Origin of the sequence: Nocardia sp. NPDC050713, assembly GCF_040654315.1 — a bacterium.
Lineage (GTDB): Bacteria > Actinomycetota > Actinomycetes > Mycobacteriales > Mycobacteriaceae > Nocardia.
Genome location: NZ_JBFAHS010000004.1, coordinates 471,231 through 493,634 on the forward strand (window position 1 = coordinate 471,231; position 22,404 = coordinate 493,634).

Here is a 22,404-nt window from a genome sequence, read left to right on the forward strand (position 1 = left end):
GAGACCTCGCAAAAATGACCGACACCGCGCTGCGCGCCCCCGCCGAAATCAAGTACGCCGAGGAGCTGGACTGGCTCGAGTCGATCGACGACGGCCCCAAGCCTTTCGCTTGGCGCCTGAGCCCGAAGATGGTGCGGCTGTTCATCCTCGGCTCCGAGCGCGCCGACGGCCTGGACCGCCAGATCGACCAGAAGTGGTTCGGCGACCGCAGTTTCGTCGAGCGCAGCATCGTCACCCTGGCCTCCGACCGCGGGCTGCTGCTGATCGGTGATCCCGGTACCGGTAAGAGCTGGCTGGCCGAGCTGCTCTCCGCCGCCATCAGCCGCAACTCCACGCTCGTCGTGCAGGGCACCGCGGGCACCACCGAGGACCACATCAAGTACTCGTGGAACATCTCCATGGTCATCGCCAAGGGCCAGTCCAGGGAGTCGATGATCCCGTCCCCGATCATGACCGCGATGGAGCAGGGCGTGATCGGCCGCTTCGAGGAGCTGACCCGCTCCACCAGCGACGTGCAGGACGCGCTCATCTCGATCCTGTCCGAGAAGTACGTCTCCATCCCCGAACTCGACGACGACAACGTCGTGTTCGCCAAGCCGGGCTTCTCCATCATCGCCACCGCCAACAGCCGCGACCGCGGTGTGAACGACCTCTCCTCGGCGCTGAAGCGGCGCTTCAACTTCGTGCGCATCCCGGTGGTGACCAACAAGCGCAGCGAGGCCGAGATCGTGCGTTTCCGCACCGCCGAGCTGCTGCGCAGGCACGAGATCGAGCTGGAGCTGCCGCCCACGCTGCTCGACATCCTGCTCGACAGCTTCGCCGATCTTCGCTCCGCGGCCGCCGCCGCGACCAGCGACGACGAGAAGCTGGAGTCGGCGCTGTCGACCGCCGAACAGATCGGCGTGCTGGAAGACGCGATCCTGCACAGCCAGTTCTTCGGCGACCGCACACTGCGCGCGGAGACCCTCGCCGGGTCGCTGGTCGGCTCGCTGGCCCGGCGGGCGCCGGAGGACCTGGCGATCCTCAACAAGTTCTGGCACGGCGTGGTGGAACCGCGCAGCAAGGACGCGGGCGGCGACTGGTCGCAGTTCCTCGAGGGCGGCCGGGCGGCGATCGCGAGGCTCTCGTGACCGGAGCGTTCGGCGCGCTGCGCGAACAATTGGCCACGGCCGCGGAGCGATTCGCGACCGAGCCGGGCGCGGTCGCGGAGATCCTCGCGGGCATCGTCGACGACGTCGACCGCGCGCTCGCGGTCGAGCTCGAGATCTTCCCGGTCTGCCACCATTCGCCCGCCTCGGGGCTGGCGATGGTGCGGCGGCTGCACGAGAAGCGGCCCAAGGTCGTCTACCTGGAGCTGTGCGAGGACCTGCGCCCGATCCTGGACGAGCTGCGCAACTGCAGGCTGCCGGTGGCGGTGCAGGCGTGGGCCGGTGAACTCGACGGATTCCCGGCCGCGTGGGCGCCGCTGTCGGTGGTCGCGCCGATCACCGAGGCGTCGGCGGAGTACCAGGCCATCGCCTACGCGCTCGACACCCCCGGCGTCGAGCTCGTGCTCGTCGACCGTTCCTCCGACCACGTCTTCCAGTGGGCGCCCGACCGCGACGCACCGAAGGGCGAGGCACCCGCCGACGAAACGCCGGAGCCCGCCGAGGGCGGGGCACTGCACGGAGAGGCGGTCGGCATCGAAATAGGTGATCTGCGACCGGGTTTCGCCGAACTCGAGGAGCACCTGCTGCACCACGGGAAGGTGCGGCACTGGTCGGAGTGGTGGGATCAGTACGTCGAGCAACCGCTGGCCGGCGCCGATTACGACACCTACCGCCAAGTCATGGTGCTGATCGGCAGCCTGTTCCGTCGCCTGCGCCGCACCGGCGTCGAGGAGGACGAGAACCGTGAGCGCTACATGTGGACGCGGATGCGCGAACACCTGGACGCGACCGGCGTCGACCCGGCCGACTGCCTGTACGTGTGCGGGGCGTTCCACGCGGCAAGTCACGTCGAGCAGTTCGGGCTGCCCGCCGACGCGGCGCCCTACGAGATCACGCCGCGGTCGAACACCACTTGGCAGTACGGGCTGATCCCGTCCAGCCACTCGGCCATCGAGGAGCAGTTCGGGCTGGCCTCGGGGTCGGTGTCGATCGCGGCGGCGACCTGGTCGAAGGGACTGCGGCGCGGCGGTGTGAAGCCGTTCCAGCTCGCGGGCCAGAAATCCACGAGCAAGAAGACGAGCAAGCGCACCCCGCCGGTGGTGACGGCCGCCGCCGTGACCGACCAGCTGACGGGGTTCCTGTCCACGCCGCCGCGGCTGGACTCGCTCGACGAGGCCGAGCTGCTCGACTGGTCGGTCGACATCGTCCGGTTGGCTCGGCGCAACGGCTATCTGGCCAGCACCGCCGACGCGATCGCGGTGTTCGAGACCTCGATCCTGTTGGCGGGCATGCGCAATCGCGCCCGCCCGACGCCGTACGACTTCCAGGACGCGGCGATCACCTGCATCGAGAAGGACCACGTGCCGGGTCGCCGGGACGTGCGCAGACTCTGCGAGATCCTGCTCGGCGGTGACCGTATCGGTCAGGTGGGCTACGCGGCGCTGCCGCCGCTCGCCCGCGACGTGCTCGACCGGCTCGCGCCGCTGGGGATCGACACCAGCAAGCGCACCGTGCAGCGTTCGCTGCTGGACCTGCGCGCCGACCCGCACCTGCGGCCGTGCTCGGATCTGCTGTGGATCCTGCGCAGGCTGCTGCCTTCGGACGCGGTGCGGCCGATCATGGGGTCGCGGGCGCTCGGCGAGAGCTCCATTCAGGAGAGCTGGGATCTGGCGCTCGGCAAGCACCAGCGCGCCCTTGTCGAGCTCGGCTACGAGGGCGTGACCATCGAGCAGGTGCTCGAGCAGCGGCTGCGCATGGCGGTGTCCGCCGCGGACGCCACCGCCGCGGTGGCGCTGGCGGCGGTGGAAGACGCCTTGGTGTTCCTGAACTCGCCGCGCCTGGCCGACGAGCTGGGTCACCGCGCCGTCGAACTGCTCGCCGCCGAACGCTCGGTCGACGACGCGCCCGAGGTGCTGCGCCGAATCCGGCTGCTGCTCAATTACTTCCGGTCGACCACCGACGGTCTGCCGGAGTGGTGCGGCCGGTTCGTCACCGCGGGCTACGCGCACTACTGCACGCTGCTGCCGACCGCGTTCACCGACGAGAACACCGGAGTGCGGCCGATCGCGGCCATGCTCGGCTTCCTGTTCGGCATGGAGAACCTGGCGCTTTCGCTCGGCTGCGACCACACCCAGCTCGAACTCGCGGTGTTGCAGTCGCATCCGGAGGCGCCCGCCAAGGTCGCGCTGCTGTGGGCGACGCGCATGCAGCTCGGTCTGCTGACGCTGCCGGAACTGCGCACCCGCTGCGACGACATGCTGGCCAACCCGCTCGTGGTCCCCGCCTTCCCGCACTACCTGAGCGGTTTCGTGCAAGCCATGGATCCGGTGCCGTCCTTGAAACCCTTTGTGGTGGAGCTGCTCTCGAAGGCGTTCGGCCGCCTGCCGGACAGCGTGCTGCTGCCCTGGCTGCCGAAGCTGATCACCACCCTGCGCGGCCAGGCCGGTGAACTGATTCCGGCGCTCACCAGGGAGGCCGGTCGCACGTTCCCGTCCGGTCTCGCGGCGGTGGACCGCTGGACTCCGCCGTGGACGGGCACACCGCAGCCGACCGCCGCGCCAGTCGCCGCAGTGGCGGGCGGACCGGTCGGCGACCTGCTGTTCGCCCATCCGGCGAGCTGCGACGCGCTGGCCACGCTGCTCGGCCACGGCGGCGAGTGGCAGCGTCCGGCGGCAGCTCCGCACACCGAGGTCGCGGCACTCGTGACCCGGCACCCGGACTCGGCGGTAGCGCTCGCCGCGCTGGTACCAACGGCAGCTGGCTGATTCGGAACAGAAGACCACAGCGGCGTCCGGCACCGTCGAGCAGCGGCGCCGGACGTCGCGGTCGCGGGGCGCTGGTGGCCCGGCACCAGATCGGCGGCGCTAACCGAAATTGCGCTCGAACCACTCGAGCAACTCGGCTTCCGACCTCGGGCCTCGGTCGGGGTCGTCCTTGCTCAGCGCGCACACGTCGACGACGAGCCGGAATTCGTCGTGCATCGCCATCAAGCACTCTCGGGTGCCGAGCACCGCGTTCTCGTCGGTGTAGCAGAAGAGGCGGCCGACGGGTCCGGAAGCCTTGCGCCACACGTCGTCCGCGCCGCCGCTGCTGCCACCGCACGCGTGACCGCGCGTCTGCCCCAGTGCCGCTTGATATCCCAGGCTCATCGAGCGGTGGTCGGGGAAGCCGAGGAACGTCGGCGAGGGCACACCGCGAGGACTGCCGCAGCCGACGACCGCCTCCACCGTGCCACCGGGCGTGTCGACGTGTTTGCACGTCGAGGGCCCGAAATCGCCGGTCAGGTGGTCGAGGACGCGACGGTCGGCGGGGGTGAAGAAGTCCGGGTCGACGGCCTTGTCCTTCGGCAAGAAGTGGAAGAGGTGGTGGGAGGCGACGTAATCGCGCTCGGCCTGGGCCTCGGGGCCGTCCCACACGTAGATCCCCAGCGCGAGCTGATCCTCGTCGGCCACGGCCAGCACCGGCTTGGGCGTCGCGGGATCCTCGACCCGACTGGTCAGGCACGCGTCGCGCCCGGCGGGCTTGCCGTCCACCACCAGGGGGCCGTCGACGCCCGGCGGATCGCCGGGGCAGTTGGTGGCGTCGTAAGCCTCGACCACGTAGTTCTGGTAGTAGTCCCGCAACCACTCGAGGCTGCTGAACCGGAACAGCCGGGCGGTGGGCGTGCCGGTGCGATCGTTGGCGTCGCAGTAGACGACCGCCTCGGTGCCGACGTCCGGTTCGCGGTGCGCGCAATTCGCGCGCTTGTAGCCGATCAATCCGGCGCTCGCCACCAGCTCGACGTCCGCCGGTCGCAAGGCGGCGTCATCGGCGACCGCGGTGCCCTCGGCGGGCCGCCCCGACACCACCCAGGCGGCCAAAACCGTTGCCGCCGCGAGAATTACGGCGGCGACAAGAGCCGGAACCGCCATCCGATCCGCCACCCGCCGCAGCGTCCGCTCCGGCGGCCCGGACGCCCCCGCGCCACCATCCTCCGCAGGTGACGGCCGTTTCGGCGGACCCGCCGCCGAGTCGCCGGTCTCGTCCGTTGCCCCCACGCCACCCGCCCCGCGCACCCCGGAACTCCGCGCGGAGCCTTCCACCGCGTCCCCCAGATCGGTCGCGAATGGACGCGGAGTCGCCGCCGTATCAGCGAGAACTTCCATCGACGCTTCGCCGGTCGGAGGTGCGAACGCAGCAGGCGATTTCTCGATCCTCCCCGTACTCGTCGCCGTAGCACCTTCTGGCACAGAAACTTCCGCGCTGGTGACGGTGTCCGCCGCTTCGCTCGGCGGCGCAGCACCCTTCGAACCAAGCAACGCTGCCCGCGCCGCGGCTGCGAACTCCCCCGCGCTGCCATAGCGCGCGGCGGGCTCCTTCGCCAGCGCCCGAGCGATCACCGCGTCCATGGCGCGCGGAATCGCGGGGCGCAACCGACTGGGCCGCGGCGGCGATTCCACCAGGTGCGCCCGCATGACCTCGCCATCGGTGTCGGCAGGGAACGGCCGAGTGCCGGTGAGACATTCGTAGAGCACACAGCCGAGCGCGTAGATGTCCGCGGCCGGTGTGACCACACGCGAGGTGAACCGCTCCGGCGACATGTAGTGGAAGGACCCGATCGCCGAACCGGCGCCCGTCAGCCCCTCGGCGGTGCTGGAATGCGCGATGCCGAAATCGACGAGATAGGCGAACCCGTCGGGCGTGGTGAGGATGTTGTCCGGCTTGATGTCGCGGTGCACCAGGTCGTCGGCGTGCGCGGCGTCCAGGGCGGCCGCCACCTGTCTGATCAGTTCGACGGCGTCGTGCGGGTCCAGCGGCGCGCTGGCCCGCAGCAGCGCGCGCAGATTCTCGCCCTCGACGAGGCGCATATCGATGTAGAGGTGCCCGTCGATCTCCCCGTAGTCGTGGATCGGGATGACGTGCGGTTCCTTGAGCCGGGCCGCGGCGTGCGACTCGCGCCGGAACCGCTCGCGGTAGACGGGGTCCTCGGCCAGCCGCTCCGGCAGCACCTTGATGGCGACGACACGGTCCTTGCCGATGTCGTAGGCCTCGAACACCTCGCCCATGCCGCCGCGGCCGATCAGCCGGACCAGCCGGTACGGCCCGAATTCCGAACCGGCCTCGAGTGGTCTGCGCTGGGTCGTCATATCGATCCTCCGTGACGCGAACCGCCTCCCGGACGGTGGCGCGGCCCTGGCCGCGTGGTACTCGGATCAGCCGCCGAACACCGCGCACCCGTGCCCGATGTGCATGCCGGTGCCGACGGGCACCGCGGTGGCCGCGGTGATGGCATGGTCGGGAACCTGCGCCACGCTGATCGTGTGCACGCCCGGCGTCGCCGGCACCCACTTCAGCAACGCGACCCCGCCGGTCGGCGCCACCGTGGCGAGCGGAATCCCGTTGTCGTAGAAGGACACCGGCGAGACGGCGTCGGTCACGAAGGCCTGGATCGTGTAGCCGCAGCCGGTTCCGAAATTGGTCGCGAGGCCGAAACCCAGGTCGGGTAGGACTGCGATCCGCGTGGCGGTGGCCTGCGCGCCGGGCGCGGCGGCCAGTGCGATCGCGGCGGCGCCCGCGCAGGCGCTCGCCACCACGGTGGCGCGGACCCGCCGCCGTCGAGCATTCCGGTCAACGTGCATTCTTTACCCCTTCCGGGACGCCGACCCCTCCGATGGTATCGCTACCGACCCGACGGCTCGAGCCATCCGCCGATCATGGTCGCCGTTTCGGTGATCACCAGTTCGCGATCGGCGGTCGCGGCGGGCCCGAGGGTGATGCGCAAGGCGGCGGCGAGGCCGGTGGTCACCATGACCAGCGCCTTCGCGTCGAGCTCGTCCTCCGGACACGGCCCGAGCCGGTGCAGCAGATAGGCCCGGGTGAGGACGAGCAACCTGCGCTCCAGCCCGAGCAGCCCGAATCCGGGCACGGCGGCGGCCGCCGACAGCGCGCGTACCAGACCGTCCCGCGCCGACACCACGTCGACGATCGCGTGCAGGCTGGCCGCGACCGATTCGCGCGTGGACAGCGTCATTCCCGCCCGCACCGTCTCGGCGAAGCGATCCTCGAGTTCGGTGAGCAGCCGATCGCGCAGCACCCCGACGATCTCGTCCTTGTCCGCGAAGTACCGGTACAGAGACCCGATGCTCATGCCCGCGTGCGCGGCGATGCGATTGGTGGAGGTGTCCACGATGCCGCGCTCGGCGAAAAGCTGAGCGGCGGCGGTCAGGATGCGTTCCCGCGACTCCCTCGCGCGCGGCTGCTTGGGTGCTTTCCGCCGGTTCGGCGCGGTGTTCCCGGTCATCGATCGACCGGCCGCAAAAGCGAGTAGAAGGTGAGCATCAACTCACTTTAGTGTTTCGACATGGCTATCGATACCGTGGACGAGGCCGAACCCGCCGCCCCGACCGAATTCCGCTACTGGCAGCGCGTCGAGGATCCGTCGATCCAGCGGATTCGGCGAATCATGAAGCGCGCTTTGCGATTCGATCCGCAACCGTCGGACGATCTGGTCCGTTCCTTCGCGGCGGCCTACTTCGAGGCCGACCCGGTGGCCGAGGCGTTCGTCGACGAGGTCTATCTCGGCGAACCCGGCCCGAAAGCGGGACGGGCCATGCTCGACCGAGCGCTGACGCACGGCGTCGGCGCGGTGCCGGACGCGCCCGCATCGCTGGTGCGGCTGTTCGAGGAGTTCGAGACGCCCCCGCCATGGCTGGACCGCGAGCTGGTCGAACGGGGCGCGCGGGTGTTCCGCCGGTGGGGCACTTCGGTGTTCAGCTTCGCCACGACCAGCACGCTCGAGATGTACTCGGAGAGCTCGATCGCCAAACCCCTGTCCTACACCGGCGGCTACGCGGGACAGCGTGCGCACAAACGCCAGCTGGAGACCGTGCGCTTCTGGATCGATGTGTCCGAACCCGGCGGCTTGTCGCCCGGCGCGCGCGGACGGCAGACCGCCATGCGGGTGCGAATCATGCACGTGTTCATCCGGCGCAAGCTGCTGAGCAGGCCGGAGTGGCAGCGCGCGGCGTGGGGTGTGCCGATCAGCGTCGGCGACGCCACGCTCACCCTGATGGCGGGCAGCGTGGTCCCCGGACTCGCGCTGTGGAGCGCGGGTTTCCAGACCACGCGGGCGGAAATCGAAGCCACCATGCATTTCTGGCGCTACGTCGGGCACTTGCTCGGCGTGCAGCCGGATTGGTATCCGACCGATCTGCGCACCGGCGCGCAGCTGATGTTCGCCGCCTTCGTCAAGCGGGCGCACACGGCGGGCGCCGACGGAGCCGAACTCGTCGAGTCCTACCTTCCGGCCTTCCGGCCGAAGCCGGAAACGCCGTGGCGCAAGCGAATCCGCGACGAGCTCAACTACCGCGCGCAGATCGGCTACACCGGCTTCTGGCTGCCGCCCGCCACCTACGCCGCGCACGTCATGCCACGGCGCTTTCCGTGGATCCTCTACCCGATCCTGCGCACGCCGGTGATCTTCGGTCTCGAGACGCTGCGCCGCACCGTTCCCGGACTGGACGACCTCGCCGACCGGTTTCAGCGCGACCGCCGAGAAGCGTGGTACCGCAACGAAGTCGGCGACCGCGCCGCCGAGTTCACCCCCGTCGAGGAATTCCGACGGTGAGCGCCCGGCGGCGCGGGCGTCTCACTCCACCAGCACCGACAGCGATTCGGCGACGCCGTGAAAGACCCGCATAGCAATTCCCTTCACTCAGGCGGTCGGTCCGCCGGCCACGTAGATGACCTGACCGGAGACGAATCCGGCGCCCTCGCCGACCAGGAAGGAGACCGTGTTGGCGATGTCTTCCGGCTTGCCGGTGCGCCCGACCGGGATCTGCTTGGCGGCCGCCTCGACGAACTGCTCGAAGCTCACGCCGATCCGCTCGGCGGTGGCGGCGGTCATGTCTGTCTCGATGAAGCCGGGGGCGATGGCGTTGACCGTGACGCCGAACTTGCCGAGTTCGATGGCCAGCGTCTTGGTGAAGCCCTGCAGGCCCGCCTTCGCCGCCGAGTAGTTGGCCTGGCCGCGGTTGCCCAGCGCGGAGGTGCTCGACAGGTTGACGACGCGGCCCCACTTGGCCTCGGTCATGTACTTCTGGGTGGCGCGGCTCATCAGGAACGAGCCGCGCAGGTGCACGTTCATCACCGAGTCCCAGTCGGCGACGCTCATCTTGAACAGCAGGTTGTCGCGGGTGATGCCCGCGTTGTTCACCAGCACCGTCGGCGCGCCCAGCTCGTCGGCGACCCGCTGCACGGCGGCGCCCGCGGACTGCTCGTCGGAGACGTCGACGCCCACCGCGAGCGCCCTGCCGCCCGCCGCCTCGATCTCCTCGACGACGGGCTTGCACGCGGCCTCGTCCAGGTCGAGGACAGCGACCGCGAAGCCGTCGGCGGCGAGCCTGCGGGCGGTGGCGGCGCCGATGCCGCGGGCGGAACCGGTGACGATGGCCGTGCGGGAAGTCGGGGCGCTCATGGTTCTCCTGACTGTCGAGGATGGTCCGTTTCGAGGGACACCCCATAAAATACAACTAAGCCCCTACGTCTCCAATAGGCGCGGCCATCCGGTCCATCGGCTGTACGATTCACCCGGTGACCACTCCCTCGCGGCCCGCCGCCACTCGCTCTCCCGGACGTCCGGCTTCGGCCACCCGCGAACAGGTCATCGAACTCACCCGCCGCGCCTTCCTGGCCGGTGAACGCGTCGACGTGCAGGCCATCGCCGCAGAGCTAGGACTCAGCCGCGCGTCGATCTACCGCTGGTTCGGCTCGCGGGACGGCCTGCTCGGCGCGATGCTCGTCCAGGAGTACGAGCAGATGATCGCCCGCGCCGACGCCAAGCGACGGTCGCGCGGCGCCGAACGCATCCTCGAGGTGCTCGACCGCGTCGCACGCTGGGAGGCGGTGAACGAGCCATTCCGGCTCTACTTCGAGAACGAACCGATCTCGGGCTTACGCATCCTCACCGCCAGCGACGGACCGGTCCAGCCGCGCGCGGTCGCCGCCGTCGCCGAACTCATCGCCCGTGTAGAGGAAGAGGACGGCTACCAACCGCCACTGGAGCGAGAACTGTTGGCCTACACGCTGGTTCGGATCGGCGAGGCGTTCCTCTACACCGACACCGCGGCGGGCATCCGCAACGACGTGGACCGGCTGCGCGAGGTGCAGTCGGTGCTGCTCGGCATCACCGCGCAAGACGGCTCCGCCTGACCGGGCCGCCGAGTTCGCCGGGGCCCGCGCCGAATCTCGCGCGGACAAAGCACGGTCCGCGGCGGTCGGTGTGTGGCAATCTAACAACCCGACATTCGCACCGACGACCTTCGGGAGCCGATCGCATGGCAGCACTTCGCCAGTGGCCCACCGCATTCGGCGCGATCGATTACGATCAGCTGCCCGTCGCGCTCGAGGAACTCGCGCGGGCGCACGCGCGCCGCGCGTTGGCCTGCACCGGATCTCGCGAACCGCTCGCGCTGATCGACCAGGCCGTCTCGATCGGCGCGTGTGCCGAGTCGCTGCTCAAAGCCGTACTCGCCGGAATAGACATCCACCTGGTCCGCGGGCACATGGCGGGTCTCGAGACGACGCTGACGCTGGCCGGGCGGCCGGAGAATCCGGACCGACCGCTGCCCGACCTGTGGACGCTCGGCGGGCTCGAGGCGGCCCAGGTGCTGAACCGGGTCACGCCCCCGGACATCCACTTGCCCGAGGCGCTGCTCACGCGGATCGTCACGGTGCGCGACTCCGCCATCCACATGGGTTTCGTGAATCGCGACGAGAGCGAACGGGCTCTCGCCGATCTGGTCGTTCTCGTCGATCGGGTGCTGGCCATCCGCCGCGTGCTCGGCCAAGACGCCGACTGGGCCGCGTTCTGGTCGCCGATCCATCTGGAGCGCGCCGACGCCCTCTTGCGCCAACGCGCCGAACCGGTCGTCGAGCTGATCGAACTGAGCGAGCAGAGCCTTCCGCTGCTGCTCGACGCGGCGGTGACCGACGCCGACCCGCTCGAGGTCATGGCGCCGGTGGCCGGACCGCCGGGCTGGACCGCGGTGCGCAAGGAGGCGTTCCTGGCGTTTCACCGCGACCGCGCGCTGCATCCCACCTGCCCGAACGAACGCACCTTCGTCATCACGGTCGAGGGGCGGGTCGTCGGCGCGGCCCGGCTCGAACCGCACGGCGACGAGGTGGAGGCGGGCGTGTGGATCGGCCGCTCGCACCGTGGGCGCGGCATCGGCGGCCGCGTCGCCACCGAGTTGCGCGCGCTCGCCACACGATCCGGAGCCCGCCGCATCACCGCCGTGACCACGCCGGACAACATCGCGGCACGGCAGCTCATCGACACCGGACTCGGCGCGCGACCGCACGTGCGAGGCGACGAGGTCATCGGCACCGCGGAGCTGGGCTGACCGAGCGATCGTCCTCAGTCACCGCGCAGGTGGTCGAGCAGCACCGCGACGTGGCTGTGCTCGGGATCCTTCGCCGCGGTCACCAGGGTCACGGGATGCTCGGCCGCGAGCTCGCGCAGTTCGCGAAGACCCCGCCGCTGCGCGTCGCCGGACAGCTCGGCCTCGTAGCGCCTGGCGAACTCGGTGAAGTCGGCGGCGGAGTCGTGGTGGAACCAGGTGCGCAGGTCGTTCGAGGGCGTGATCTCCTTGTCCCACAGGTCGATTCGGGCGCGCTCCTTGCTGATGCCGCGCGGCCACAGCCGGTCGACGAGCACCCGGCGGCCGTCGTCGTCGCTGGGGTCGTCGTAGATCCGCTTGGTCCGGAATTCACCCACGATCGTGTCCTTCCGATGCGTCCCTGTTCACTGCACGACGAGCACGACCAACCGGCGCGGGCCGTGCACACCGGGCGTCGCCGCGTCGGCGGTGGCCGACGGGCCGCCGACCAGGATGGTTTGCCGACGCGGATCGAGCCGGTCCATCACCTCCGGCAGCGAGGCGAGGAGCTGTTCGGCTCGCACCACGCAGACGTGGCAGTCGGGCGCGAGCGTGGCGGGGCGGCGACTCTGTCCCTCGCCGCCGTCGAGCACGAGGATGCCGGAATCGGCGGCCGCGGCCGCGCAGGTGGTGACCACCGCGTCGACCTGCTCCATCTCGCCGGTCGTCGCCAGCGGGCTATCGGGGACGATGCGGTGGCCAACCTCGGCCGCCCATCCGGCCAGCCATTCGGCGGGCAGTCCGTCGGGTGCGATGACCGAGCGCGCACCGTGCTCGCGCAGCGCGGCGCGCACCTGATCCGGGATGTCCGCCCCGGTGATCCGGCGCAGCCGCGCACCGTGATGTTCCATGCGTTCGGCGAACAAGTCGACCAGCGCCGCGAGATCGCCGGGCTCGACGCCGGTTCCCTGGCGGGCGACCGCGTTCGGCACCGGCACGACCCGTTCGTCGTCGGGTAGCTCGACCAGCGCGTCCCTGATCCGGCGCAGCAGGTCCTCGCGGGAATTCACGTGCGCCACCACCCGCTCGCGTTCACCCAATACCCCACTCCCCCAGCGGTTTCCACCGCCTCCCCGAGCATTTCCGGACAGGCGTCGCGATCGTACCGCAGGATCGGCGGCACCGCTCAGACTCCAGCTTCGACGGTTTGCTCGCCCCGGTGCACGAGCGCGCCGAGGATCAGCCCGTTGTCGTCGGCGTCGACGCGCACCGTGTCGCCCGAGCCGAACTGGCCATCCAGCGGCAACCGGGACAGCGCGATGATGCCGCGCCCCGGTTCCGCCTCGGTGACCGAGTGCAGCAGGCGCTCGGAACTGGAGAACCGCTCAGAGATGTCGTCGAAGGAACGGATCGAACTCGGCCAACCCTCGGTCATGTTCACCTCACTGCGTCCTGCGCACCCGGTGCGCCAACGGGATCACGGACGGCGCCGGACGAGACGGCGCCGGAACTGCTCACGGTTCACGCTCGTGCATATCGCATGGCCGACGCCGTGCGACCACGGGAGATCGCCTCCCGCTCCATCGCAACGTACCGCCGTGTCGCCCGGGGTGGCAACCAATCGGTTCGTGATCGACTCGATACTGGCTAACCAGCCGCTACCGGTACGGGCGCTGGCCTATCCTGCAAGGCATGTCCACCGGCACCGGCCCTGTTCCGCCGCGGCCGGGCGACGGTCGTGATCGAGTGGTACCCATGTGCCGCACCCTCGCCGAACTCGACGCCTCCGTCGCCGATTGCTTCGCCTGCCCGCGTCTCGTGGCGTGGCGGGAACTGGTCGCGCGCGAGAAGCGCGCCGCGTTTCGCGACGAAACCTATTGGGGCCGACCGGTTCCCGGCTTCGGGCCGCCCGACGCCAGGCTGCTGATCATCGGGCTCGCCCCCGCCGCGCACGGCGGCAACCGCACCGGGCGCATGTTCACCGGCGACCGCAGCGGTGACGTGCTCTACGCCGCCATGCACGCCGTCGGCCTCGCGAACCAGCCGACCTCGGTGCGTCGCGGTGACGGCCTCGAACTGCTCGGCGCCCGGGTCACCGCGCCCGTGCACTGCGCGCCGCCGGACAACAAACCGGCTCCCGACGAACGCGATCGGTGCCGCGGCTGGCTGGACATCGAACTCGGATTGCTGGCCCCGACGGTCCGGTCGGTCGTGGTGCTAGGCGCGTTCGGCTGGCAGGCCGCGCTGCCCGCGCTCGCCGAGGCGGGCTGGGTGGTGCCGCGCCCGCGCCCGAAGTTCGGGCACGGCGTGCGGGTCACGCTGGCGCCCGCTGTGGCGGGTCGCGCGGAACTGAAGTTGTTCGGCTGCTACCACGTCAGCCAGCAGAACACCTTCACCGGACGATTGACCCCCGCGATGCTCGAACAGGTACTCGCCGACGCGGCGACAGCGGCGGGACTGCATCCACGCACGCCGCGCTGACACACGCGGGTGCCACCGGGACACCCCGGTCGACGTCATGCCGGGCTGGTGCGGCGGTGGAGGGCGAGTTGGAGTTCCAGTAGGAGGCGGTTCGCGGGGTCGGCGAGGGCGACACCGGTGATGGCCTCGGCGCGGCGCAGCCGGTATCGCAGCGTGTTCGGGTGCACCCGCAGGGTCGAGGCCGCGCGCCGCACGTCGCCGTGCTCGCGTAGGTAGCCTTCGACGCTCTCGCCGAGATGTGCGCCGTGGTCGCGGTCGTAGTCGAACAGCGCCCGCAGCCGCGGGTCGTGCAATTCGGCTCGGGTGGCGAGCAAATCGAGGATCTCTCCGAGCAGCACGGCGGTGCGGGATTCGGCGAGGGTGGTCACCCGGCCGTGCGGGAAGGTGGCCGCGGTGCTGTCCAGCACCCGGTCGACCTCGGCGCGCGCGGCGGCCACCTGGGTGAGGTCGGCGACCGGAATGGCGATGGCCGCGCGCAGGATCGCGCCGCGCCCGGTCTCCAGCTGGTCGACCAGCTGCCGGGTCCACGCGGTGACCGACGGCGCGGACCGATACCCGGGCAGCAGCACGTAGACGCGGTCGCCGAGCACGGTCGCGATCGAGTCGGCCCGAAACGAGCTCGCGTGCAAGCGGATCACACTGCCGATCTCCGAATGCTCCGCGCCCGCGGGCGCGTTCAAGGCGAATCCGACGACGGCCGCCGGTCCACGCACGGGAATGCGCAGTGCGCCCGCCACGGACGGAATGTCGACGCCCTCACCGTGCGCACCGAAAAGCCTATGCAACAACAAGGTTTCGGTCGACGGCGCGTCCAAGGCCCGCGCGATGATGCGGGCGGCGACGGCGGCCGCGCCGCGCAGCACCTCCGCGGCATCCGGCTTGAACGGCCGGTCCCCCTGCTGCAACCAGATCGAGCCGAGCGTGCGCGACCGGCCGTCGGCGGCCGTGGCGTGAATGCCGACGACCAAGCGGCGCTTGATGTTCAGCTCCGTGCGGGCGGGCAGGTCGATCACCTCGTCGCCGCGGCGCAGCCGGTCGAACACGCCCCAGTCCTGGAGCACCCGCAGGTAGTCGCGCGGTCCCTCGCGGCCGAGGATGGACAGGATGCGCAGTTCGTCGGCCGATTCGTCGGAGGCGGAATAGGCCAGCACGTGCGAATGCGCGTCCTCGATCGAGACCATGCCGCCCGCGTTCTGCGCGACGATCTGGGCCAGCCCGAACAGGTCGGTATCGGTGGTCAGCGGGTCCTCGGCCGGTCCGCCGCGGCCCGCCCGGTCGAGGACGCGGCGCACCAGCGCGAGCACCGTGTCCCAGCGGGCCCTGCGGTCGACGACGACCACGGCGACCCGCGAGCGCCGAGCGGCCGCGCGCACCGCGGCGGATTCCGCGGTCGACTTGAGCAGCACCGCCCGCGGACGCCGCTCGGGCGGTCGGGCGGCCAGCTCGTCCAGCCAGGCCAGCACCGCGGACTCCGGCACGCCGACCAGCAACGACATATCCGCCGGAACCGAAGGCGACTCGCCTAGGTCGTCGCCGTCCAATAGCGCCACCGAGCGGATTGGGACCGCGTCACCGTCGGGCGCTTCGACCGGATCGGTGACGGTGCTGTCGAGCGCGTCGAGCAGTTCGCGCAGCGGCACACCCGCCGGACGGTTCGGTTCCTCGGTGACCACGCTCACACCTTCCCGCCCGATCGGCTTCGGCCGACCGGACAACAACTCCACCCCATCTTTGTCCCATCGGCCGATCCGGCGCGGGGCTTTCGCGGAGTTGACTGCGCTGACCAGCTCCGACCAGGCAGGAGGATCCATGGACGCCATCGCGACCACACCCACGCCCGTCAACGAACCCGTCGGCAGCTTCGCCCCCGGCACACCCGAACGGGGGCGGCTGCGTGCCGAACTGACCGAGCTCGCCGCGACGCCGACCGAGGTACACCACGTCATCGGTGGTAAGCATCGCCGCACGGCCGGACCGGTCGTCGAGGTGGTGCAGCCGCACCGGCACGCCGCGGTGCTCGGCACCCTCACCTTCGCCGAGGCCCGCGACGTCCAGGACGCCATCGAGGCAGCCACCGCGGCCGCACCGGGCTGGCGTGCGCTCTCGTTCGAGGACCGGGCCGCGGTGTTCTTGCGCGCCGCCGATCTGCTCGCCGGGCCGTGGCGGGAAACCCTCGCCGCGGCGACGATGCTCGGTCAATCCAAGACCGCGTACCAGGCCGAGATCGACGCGCCGTGCGAACTGGTCGACTTCTGGCGGTTCAACGTGCACTTCGCGCGCCAGATCCTGGCGGAGCAGCCGATCTCCACGCCGGGCGTGTGGAATCGGCTGGAGTACCGGCCGTTGGAGGGCTTCGTCTACGCGATCACCCCCTTCAACTTCACCGCCATCGCGGGCAATCTGCCGACCGCGCCCGCGCTGATGGGCAACACCGTGCTGTGGAAGCCCGCGCCGACCCAGGCGGTGGCCGCGTACTGGACGATGAAGCTGCTGGAGGCGGCGGGGCTGCCGCCCGGCGTGATCAACCTGGTGCACGGGGCGGGTCCGGAGGTCTCGGACGTGGCGCTGGCCGACCCGCGCCTGGCCGGTGTGCATTTCACCGGATCCACCGCGACCTTCCGCCACCTGTGGCGCACCGTGGCGACGAATCTCGATCGCTATCAAGGCTATCCGCGTCTGGTGGGTGAGACCGGCGGCAAGGACTTCGTGCTCGCGCACGCCTCCGCCGACCCGGACGTGCTCACCACGGCGCTGCTGCGCGGGGCGTTCGACTACCAGGGCCAGAAGTGCTCGGCCGCCTCGCGCGCGTTCATCCCGAAATCGGTGTGGGCGAGGATGGGCGCCGACCTGGTCGACAAGGCGAACGCGCTGACCTACGGCGACGTCACCGATTTCGGCAACTTCGGCGGCGCGCTCATCGATCGCCGCGCCTTCGACAAGAATGCCGAGGCCATCGCCCGGGCGAAGGCGACGCCGGGTCTGACCATCGCGGCGGGCGGCCGCACCGACGACAGCGTCGGCTATTTCGTCGACCCGACCGTGCTGCTCGGCGACGATCCCACCGACGAGGCGTTCCGCACCGAGTACTTCGGACCGATCCTGGCGGTGCACGTCTACGACGACGCGGCGCCCGGATCCTTCGCCGCGGCGATGGAACTCGTCGACCGTGGCGCGGCCTACGGGCTCACCGGCTCGATCGTCGCCGACGACCGCGCCGCCGTGGCGGCGGCCACCGACCGGCTGCGCTTCGCCGCGGGCAACTTCTACGTCAACGACAAACCGACCGGCGCCGTGGTCGGCCAGCAGCCGTTCGGGGGGTCTCGCCTGTCGGGCACCAACGACAAGGCGGGCTCGCCGCAGAACCTGCTGCGCTGGGTCTCGCCGCGCACCATCAAGGAGACCTTCGTGCCGCCCACCGACCACCGCTACCCGCACCAGGCCGCGGCTGCTCCCACGTCCGATGCCGAGACGGAGCTGCGGTGATGCCCGCCGGACTGCTGCGGCCCGCCCTGCTCGCGGCGGCCCGCTCCCCCAGGCTGGAGCGCGGCGTCACGCGGATGCGCGCCACCCGCTCGCTGGTCGACCGCTTCGTCGCGGGCTCGACCGAGCCGCAGGCCATCGCCGCCACCGGAGCGCTGCGGAGTACCGGCCGATTCGTCACCATCGACTACCTCGGCGAAGACACCACCGACCTCGCCCGGGCACGCGACACCGTGGCGCACTACCGCGCACTGCTCACGGCGCTCGCCGAACTGCCCGACGCCACCGAGCCGGGAACCGTAGGTGCGCTGGAGGTTTCGCTGAAACTCTCGGCGCTCGGCCAATCCCTGCCGCGCGACGGGCACCGGATCGCGCTCGACAACGCCCGCGAGATCTGCGCCGCCGCGCACGACGCGGGGGTCGCGGTCACGGTCGACGCCGAGGACCACACCACCACCGACTCGACGCTGTCGATCGTGCGGGATCTGCGGGTGGACTTCCCCGGCACCGGCACCGTGCTCCAGGCCTACCTGCGGCGCACCGAGGCCGACTGCCGCGACTTCGCGGGCCCGGGGTCGCGCATCCGGCTGTGCAAGGGCGCGTACCGGGAGCCGGAGTCGGTGGCCTACCAGTCGACCGCCGAGGTGGACGCCGCCTACCTGCGGTGCCTGCGGATCCTGATGGACGGCGCGGGCTATCCGATGGTCGCCACCCACGACCCGGCGATGATCAAGGCGGCCCAGCGCTACGCCGACGAGGTCGACCGGAAGGCGGACGAGTTCGAGTTCCAGATGCTCTACGGCATCCGCGACGCCGAGCAGCGCCGCCTCGCCGCGGACCGCCATCGTGTGCGGGTCTATCTGCCCTACGGCGACCAGTGGTACGGCTACTTCATGCGCAGGCTCGCCGAACGGCCCGCCAACCTGGTGTTCTTCCTGCGCGCCTTGGCGCCCGCCAACCGGCGCTGACCATCGAACCGACCGCCCGGGTTGTCCAGTCGGACAACCCGGGCGGAACATTATTTATCCAACTCACCGATCACACCGTGTTCGTGGTCCGATTAGCTGACTGCCACCAGTGTGATCTGCGTTACCGCGCGTGTCCCGCGACCCGGGCGCGCCGAAACGCAGCGGAGAAAGGAACCCGCATGTCCCTCGCGGAGTTGCGCCACCAGATGTTGCGCCGCAAACCCCTCGTCGAAGTCGAGGACGAGACGCCCACCGACGAACGGTTGGCCAAACACCTCGGCGTATGGCAGCTCACCGCGATCGGCGTCGGCGGCATCATCGGCGCGGGCATCTTCACCCTGGCGGGCAGCGTCGCGAACAAGACCACCGGTCCGGCCGTGCTGCTGTCCTTCCTGGTCGCGGGCCTGGCCAGCGCGGCGGCCGCGCTGTGTTACGCGGAGTTCGCCGGCATGGTGCCGAAGGCGGGATCGGCCTACACCTACGGCTACGTCTCGCTGGGTGAGTTCGTCGGCTGGTTCATCGGGTGGGATCTGCTGCTGGAGTACATCGCCGTCGCGGCGGTCGTCGCGATCGGCGTCTCCGGGTACTTCGGGTTCCTGCTCGATCAGGTGGGCCTCACGCTGCCCGACTGGATGCTCGGCGCCTCCGGCACCGGCGAGGGCCACGTGGTGGACGTGTTCGCGATGGTGTTCTGCCTCGGCACGGCGTGGGTGCTCTCGCGCGGCATCCGCAGCGTCGGCCGGTTCGAGACGGTGGCCGTCGGCATCAAGGTCGCCCTTGTCCTGCTGATCATCGTGCTCGGCGTCTTCCAGATCGACAGCTCGAACTACACCCCGTACTTCCCGTACGGCACCGGCGCGGTGATGACGGGCGCGGCCACGGTGTTCTTCGCCGTGTTCGGCTACGACGCGATGAGCACGGCGGCCGAGGAGTCGGTCGACGGCAAGAAGCACCTGCCCAAGGCGATCCTGTACTCGCTGGCCATCGCGATGGTGCTGTACGTGCTGGCGACCCTGGTGCTCACCGGCATGCAGAAGTACACCGAGATCGACCCGGAGAGCGGCTTCTCCAGCGCCTTCGAGGCCGTTGGCATGCCGGGCATCGCCAACATCATCGCGGTCGGCGCCATCGTCGGCATCATCACCGTGGTGCTCACCTTCATGCTCGGCGTGACCCGGGTCTGGTACTCGATGAGCCGAGACGGCCTGCTGCCCGAGTGGTTCGCCAAGACCCATCCGGAGCGCAAGGTGCCGACCCGCGTGACGTGGATCGTCGGCATCGGGTCGGCCCTCCTCGCGGGCCTGCTGCCGATCAACCTGGTCGCCGAGCTGACCAACATCGGCATCCTGAGCGCATTCGTGGTGGTCTGCGTGGCGGTGCTGGTGTTCCGCTACACCCGGCCCGAGGTGCCGCGCACCTTCCGGCTGCCGTTCATGCCGGTGGTGCCGATCGTCGGCATCGTGTTCTCGGTGTGGCTGATCCTGTCGCTGCCGTGGGAGACCTGGGCGCGCTTCGGGACCTGGTTGGTGGTGGGCCTGGTGATCTACATCGGGTACTCGCGCACCCACTCCAAGCTCCAGCAGACCGCTCCCGGCGCGCACAACGCGGTCGGCTCGGTGCGCGAATGAGGGGCGGCGCGGCGAGGCCTCGAGGATTGTTCGGATGAACACTTCCGAATCGAATTGGATTCGCTACGGTGAGCCGGTGACCAGGAAAGATTCACCAGCACCACCACCTCAGGCCCCGCCGCGCCGTAGTCGCACGCCGGTCCCCCTGGACGACATCGACCGCGTTCTGCTCGACGAGCTGGCGCGCGACGGCCGCATGACCAACAACGCGCTGGCCGCCGCGGCCGGTATCGCGCCGTCGACCTGCCTCGGGCGAGTGCGGGCCCTGGTGGAGCGCGGCGTGATCCGCGGCTTCCACGCCGACATCGACCCGTCCGCGCTCGGCCGGGGCTTGCAGGCGATGATCGCCGTGCGGCTGCACGGTAATTCGCGCAAGCACCTCGCCGAGTTCGGCAGGCGGCTCGCTACGCTCGTCGAGGTGCTCAACGTGTACTTCATCGCGGGCGCCGACGACTACCTCGTCCACGTCGCCACCGCGGACACCGACGAGCTGCGCACTTTCGTGCTGAAGCACCTGAGCGCGAATCCCGCGGTGTCCTCGACGGAGACGATCCTCATCTTCGAGCACCTGCGGCCGCAGACACCGGCGCACTAGTCGTCGAGCGCTCGGCGTCGTCGAACGCTCAGCCGCGACGAGCCGTTCCGTGTCGGCTACACCGACACGCGGTCGCTTTCCGGCGCGCCCGCGATCCCGCGCGAGTCGGGCGCGCTGAGCCGGACCACGTCGGCCGACCGGTCGTCGGGCTGCTCGTTGGCGCGCAGTTCGGCCTCGACGCGCACCCGGTAGGTCTCGATCTCGCGCTCGATCCGCTCCTCGTCCCAGCCGAGGTACGGGGCGACCAGGCGCGCCACCTCGGCCGCGACCAGCACGCCGCGATCACCGGTCTCCACCGAAACCCGGGTGCGGCGGGTGAGGATGTCGTCGAGGTGCAGCGCGCCCTCGTGGGTCACCGCGTAGACGAACTCGGCCCGTAGGTAGCGGGAATTGCCCAGCGGCGCACCGAGTTCCGGCTGCGCGAGGATGATCTCGCGCAGTTCGCCGACGGCGCTGCCATAGCGGCCGAGCAGGTGCTCGACCGTGGCCAGATCGACGCCGAACTCGTCGGCGAGGCGGGCACGGGACAGCGAGAGCTCGCGGTACCCGTGCGCGCCGACCAGCGGCACCCGCTCGGTGCACGACCGGGCGACCCGCCCCGGCAGATCCGCGACGGCCGCATCGATGGCGTCCTTGGCCATCACCCGGTAGGTGGTGTACTTGCCGCCCGCGACGATCACCAGGCCCGGCACCGGCGTCGCCACGGTGTGCTCGCGCGAGAGCGCGCTGGTCTGCTCGGAGGCGCCCGCGAGCAGCGGCCGCAGCCCGGCGTAGACGCCCACGATGTCGTCGTGGCCGATGGGCTGCTCGAGCAGCCGATTCACCTGGGCGAGAATGTAATCGATATCGGCGCGGGTGGCGGCGGGGTGGGCCAGATCGTGGTCCCAGTCGGTGTCGGTGGTGCCGATGACCCAGTGGTCCTCGCTCCACGGGCACGGGATCACGAACAGCAGGCTCTTCTCGGTCTCGGTGATCAGGCCGGTCTCGGAGTCGATGCGATCGCGCGGGACGACGATGTGCACGCCCTTGGAGGTGCGAATACGGAAATCACCCGCGCCGCCGAGCATTTCCTGGATCTCGTCGGTCCACGGCCCGGCCGCGTTGACGGTGCGCTTGGCCCGCACCGGGATGTGCCGACCGCTCTCCAGGTCGTGCACCAGCGCGCCGACGATCCGGCCGTCCTCGCGCAGGAAGTCGACGACCCTGGCGCTGGAGGCGACAAGCGCGCCGTGGCTCGCGGCCGTGCGCGCCAGCATCATGGTGTGGCGCGCGTCGTCGAGCTGGCCCTCGTAGAAGCTCACACCGCCGCGCACGGTCCCGCGCTTGGCGCCGGGGAAACGCTTCAGCGTCGCCCGCCTGCCCAGGTGCCGATGATGCTGCGGCACACCGCGTCCCGCGCCGAGCACGTCGTACACGCCGACGCCCGCGCCGACCCAGGCCCGGTCCAGACCGGGACGCTCCAGCGGGTAGACGAACTCGACGGGCTTGGCCAGGTGCGGCGCGAGGGTTTCCAGGATCAGCGAACGCTCCCGCAGCGCCTCGAAGACCAGGGCGAAGTTGAGCTGCTTGAGGTAGCGCAGGCCGCCGTGGACCAGCTTCGACGACCGGCTCGAGGTGCCGGAGGCGTAGTCGCGGGCCTCGACGAGCCCGACGCTGAGCCCACGGGTCACCGCGTCGAGCGCGGCGCCCGCGCCGACCACGCCAGCGCCGATGACCAGCACGTCCAGTTCGGTGCTCGCCATGGCG

Annotated in this window: 19 protein-coding genes; 10 read left to right on the top strand and 9 right to left on the bottom strand. The window is 70.5% G+C overall.

The window, feature by feature from the left end; genetic code table 11:
* Window positions 1-14 precede the first annotated feature (14 nt).
* Together AB0H49_RS11140 and AB0H49_RS11145 are read left to right on the top strand one after the other, a co-directional pair.
* Window positions 15-1,130 (top strand): AAA family ATPase, encoded by a 1,116-nt coding sequence (locus AB0H49_RS11140; RefSeq protein WP_355002940.1) that lies wholly within the window; start codon window positions 15-17, stop codon window positions 1,128-1,130.
* Entirely contained in the window at window positions 1,127-3,913 is a 2,787-nt protein-coding gene (locus tag AB0H49_RS11145) for a DUF5682 family protein (RefSeq protein ID WP_357249957.1), read from the top strand. Before AB0H49_RS11140 ends, AB0H49_RS11145 begins: the two co-directional genes overlap by 4 nt.
* A 99-nt stretch (window positions 3,914-4,012) precedes the next feature.
* Here the strand turns inward: AB0H49_RS11145 and AB0H49_RS11150 are convergent, their stop codons facing one another.
* The 3 genes from AB0H49_RS11150 to AB0H49_RS11160 form a co-directional block, all read right to left on the bottom strand.
* A complete protein-coding gene (locus AB0H49_RS11150; protein ID WP_357249960.1) occupies window positions 4,013-6,274 on the bottom strand; it encodes a protein kinase in 2,262 nt (753 codons plus the stop codon).
* A 66-nt stretch (window positions 6,275-6,340) separates the two neighbouring features.
* Window positions 6,341-6,766, bottom strand: a complete 426-nt coding sequence (locus AB0H49_RS11155) for a hypothetical protein (protein ID WP_357249963.1) — start codon at window positions 6,764-6,766, stop codon at window positions 6,341-6,343.
* A gap of 41 nt (window positions 6,767-6,807) precedes the next feature.
* Complete coding sequence (locus AB0H49_RS11160) at window positions 6,808-7,428, bottom strand: TetR/AcrR family transcriptional regulator (RefSeq protein ID WP_357249966.1); 621 nt, start codon at window positions 7,426-7,428, stop codon at window positions 6,808-6,810.
* A 60-nt stretch (window positions 7,429-7,488) separates the two neighbouring features.
* Between AB0H49_RS11160 and AB0H49_RS11165 the strand changes: the two genes are divergently transcribed.
* Window positions 7,489-8,754, top strand: coding sequence for an oxygenase MpaB family protein (locus AB0H49_RS11165; protein ID WP_357249969.1), 1,266 nt, complete (start codon window positions 7,489-7,491; stop codon window positions 8,752-8,754).
* An 87-nt stretch (window positions 8,755-8,841) separates the two neighbouring features.
* Here the strand turns inward: AB0H49_RS11165 and fabG are convergent, their stop codons facing one another.
* Window positions 8,842-9,603 carry a 3-oxoacyl-ACP reductase FabG gene (gene fabG, locus AB0H49_RS11170; protein WP_355002946.1) on the bottom strand — a complete coding sequence of 254 codons (762 nt, stop codon included), beginning with the start codon at window positions 9,601-9,603 and terminating at the stop codon, window positions 8,842-8,844.
* Window positions 9,604-9,719: 116 nt separating this feature from the next.
* Between fabG and AB0H49_RS11175 the strand changes: the two genes are divergently transcribed.
* Together AB0H49_RS11175 and AB0H49_RS11180 are read left to right on the top strand one after the other, a co-directional pair.
* Window positions 9,720-10,337 (top strand): QsdR family transcriptional regulator, encoded by a 618-nt coding sequence (locus tag AB0H49_RS11175; RefSeq protein ID WP_355002947.1) that lies wholly within the window; start codon window positions 9,720-9,722, stop codon window positions 10,335-10,337.
* 125 nt (window positions 10,338-10,462) lie between these two features.
* On the top strand, window positions 10,463-11,530 hold the full coding sequence (locus AB0H49_RS11180; RefSeq protein ID WP_357249974.1) for a GNAT family N-acetyltransferase: 1,068 nt from the start codon (window positions 10,463-10,465) through the stop codon (window positions 11,528-11,530).
* 14 nt (window positions 11,531-11,544) lie between these two features.
* Here AB0H49_RS11180 and AB0H49_RS11185 read toward each other — a convergent pair whose 3' ends face one another.
* From AB0H49_RS11185 to AB0H49_RS11195, 3 genes are all read right to left on the bottom strand, one after another.
* A complete protein-coding gene (locus tag AB0H49_RS11185) occupies window positions 11,545-11,904 on the bottom strand; it encodes a DUF488 family protein (protein ID WP_355002949.1) in 360 nt (119 codons plus the stop codon).
* 27 nt (window positions 11,905-11,931) lie between these two features.
* Window positions 11,932-12,606, bottom strand: coding sequence for an LUD domain-containing protein (locus AB0H49_RS11190; protein WP_357249977.1), 675 nt, complete (start codon window positions 12,604-12,606; stop codon window positions 11,932-11,934).
* Between the two features lie 86 nt (window positions 12,607-12,692).
* A complete protein-coding gene (locus AB0H49_RS11195) occupies window positions 12,693-12,941 on the bottom strand; it encodes a hypothetical protein (protein WP_357249980.1) in 249 nt (82 codons plus the stop codon).
* A 320-nt stretch (window positions 12,942-13,261) separates the two neighbouring features.
* Between AB0H49_RS11195 and AB0H49_RS11200 the strand changes: the two genes are divergently transcribed.
* A complete protein-coding gene (locus AB0H49_RS11200; RefSeq protein ID WP_357250087.1) occupies window positions 13,262-13,987 on the top strand; it encodes a uracil-DNA glycosylase in 726 nt (241 codons plus the stop codon).
* Between the two features lie 35 nt (window positions 13,988-14,022).
* On the opposite strand, the gene AB0H49_RS11205 is transcribed toward AB0H49_RS11200, so the two are convergent.
* On the bottom strand, window positions 14,023-15,660 hold the full coding sequence (locus AB0H49_RS11205; protein WP_357249983.1) for a helix-turn-helix domain-containing protein: 1,638 nt from the start codon (window positions 15,658-15,660) through the stop codon (window positions 14,023-14,025).
* Between the two features lie 136 nt (window positions 15,661-15,796).
* On the opposite strand from AB0H49_RS11205, the gene pruA reads away from it, so the two are divergent.
* The 4 genes from pruA (at window position 15,797) to AB0H49_RS11225 (ending at window position 20,658) form a co-directional block, all read left to right on the top strand.
* Window positions 15,797-17,470, top strand: a complete 1,674-nt coding sequence (gene pruA / locus AB0H49_RS11210; protein ID WP_357249985.1) for an L-glutamate gamma-semialdehyde dehydrogenase — start codon at window positions 15,797-15,799, stop codon at window positions 17,468-17,470.
* Window positions 17,470-18,435: a proline dehydrogenase family protein gene (locus AB0H49_RS11215; protein WP_357249988.1), complete on the top strand. Its 966-nt coding sequence runs from the start codon at window positions 17,470-17,472 to the stop codon at window positions 18,433-18,435. Before pruA ends, AB0H49_RS11215 begins: the two co-directional genes overlap by 1 nt.
* A gap of 179 nt (window positions 18,436-18,614) precedes the next feature.
* Window positions 18,615-20,063, top strand: coding sequence for an amino acid permease (locus AB0H49_RS11220; protein WP_355002955.1), 1,449 nt, complete (start codon window positions 18,615-18,617; stop codon window positions 20,061-20,063).
* A 34-nt stretch (window positions 20,064-20,097) separates the two neighbouring features.
* Window positions 20,098-20,658: an Lrp/AsnC family transcriptional regulator gene (locus AB0H49_RS11225; protein WP_355002956.1), complete on the top strand. Its 561-nt coding sequence runs from the start codon at window positions 20,098-20,100 to the stop codon at window positions 20,656-20,658.
* Window positions 20,659-20,714: 56 nt separating this feature from the next.
* Here AB0H49_RS11225 and AB0H49_RS11230 read toward each other — a convergent pair whose 3' ends face one another.
* Entirely contained in the window at window positions 20,715-22,400 is a 1,686-nt protein-coding gene (locus AB0H49_RS11230; protein WP_357250090.1) for a glycerol-3-phosphate dehydrogenase/oxidase, read from the bottom strand.
* Window positions 22,401-22,404 lie beyond the last annotated feature (4 nt).

What these genes read in the sequence shown, in the direction of transcription:
- AB0H49_RS11140 (WP_355002940.1), top strand. Translation starts at nt 15, where the DNA reads ATGACCGACACCGCGCTGCGCGCCCCCGCCGAAATCAAGTACGCCGAG.
- AB0H49_RS11150 (WP_357249960.1), bottom strand. Translation starts at nt 6,274, where the DNA reads ATGACGACCCAGCGCAGACCACTCGAGGCCGGTTCGGAATTCGGGCCG.
- AB0H49_RS11155 (WP_357249963.1), bottom strand. Translation starts at nt 6,766, where the DNA reads ATGCACGTTGACCGGAATGCTCGACGGCGGCGGGTCCGCGCCACCGTG.
- AB0H49_RS11160 (WP_357249966.1), bottom strand. Translation starts at nt 7,428, where the DNA reads ATGACCGGGAACACCGCGCCGAACCGGCGGAAAGCACCCAAGCAGCCG.
- AB0H49_RS11165 (WP_357249969.1), top strand. Translation starts at nt 7,489, where the DNA reads ATGGCTATCGATACCGTGGACGAGGCCGAACCCGCCGCCCCGACCGAA.
- fabG (WP_355002946.1), bottom strand. Translation starts at nt 9,603, where the DNA reads ATGAGCGCCCCGACTTCCCGCACGGCCATCGTCACCGGTTCCGCCCGC.
- AB0H49_RS11180 (WP_357249974.1), top strand. Translation starts at nt 10,463, where the DNA reads ATGGCAGCACTTCGCCAGTGGCCCACCGCATTCGGCGCGATCGATTAC.
- AB0H49_RS11195 (WP_357249980.1), bottom strand. Translation starts at nt 12,941, where the DNA reads ATGACCGAGGGTTGGCCGAGTTCGATCCGTTCCTTCGACGACATCTCT.
- AB0H49_RS11200 (WP_357250087.1), top strand. Translation starts at nt 13,262, where the DNA reads ATGTGCCGCACCCTCGCCGAACTCGACGCCTCCGTCGCCGATTGCTTC.
- pruA (WP_357249985.1), top strand. Translation starts at nt 15,797, where the DNA reads ATGGACGCCATCGCGACCACACCCACGCCCGTCAACGAACCCGTCGGC.
- AB0H49_RS11215 (WP_357249988.1), top strand. Translation starts at nt 17,470, where the DNA reads ATGCCCGCCGGACTGCTGCGGCCCGCCCTGCTCGCGGCGGCCCGCTCC.
- AB0H49_RS11220 (WP_355002955.1), top strand. Translation starts at nt 18,615, where the DNA reads ATGTCCCTCGCGGAGTTGCGCCACCAGATGTTGCGCCGCAAACCCCTC.
- AB0H49_RS11225 (WP_355002956.1), top strand. Translation starts at nt 20,098, where the DNA reads ATGAACACTTCCGAATCGAATTGGATTCGCTACGGTGAGCCGGTGACC.
- AB0H49_RS11230 (WP_357250090.1), bottom strand. Translation starts at nt 22,400, where the DNA reads ATGGCGAGCACCGAACTGGACGTGCTGGTCATCGGCGCTGGCGTGGTC.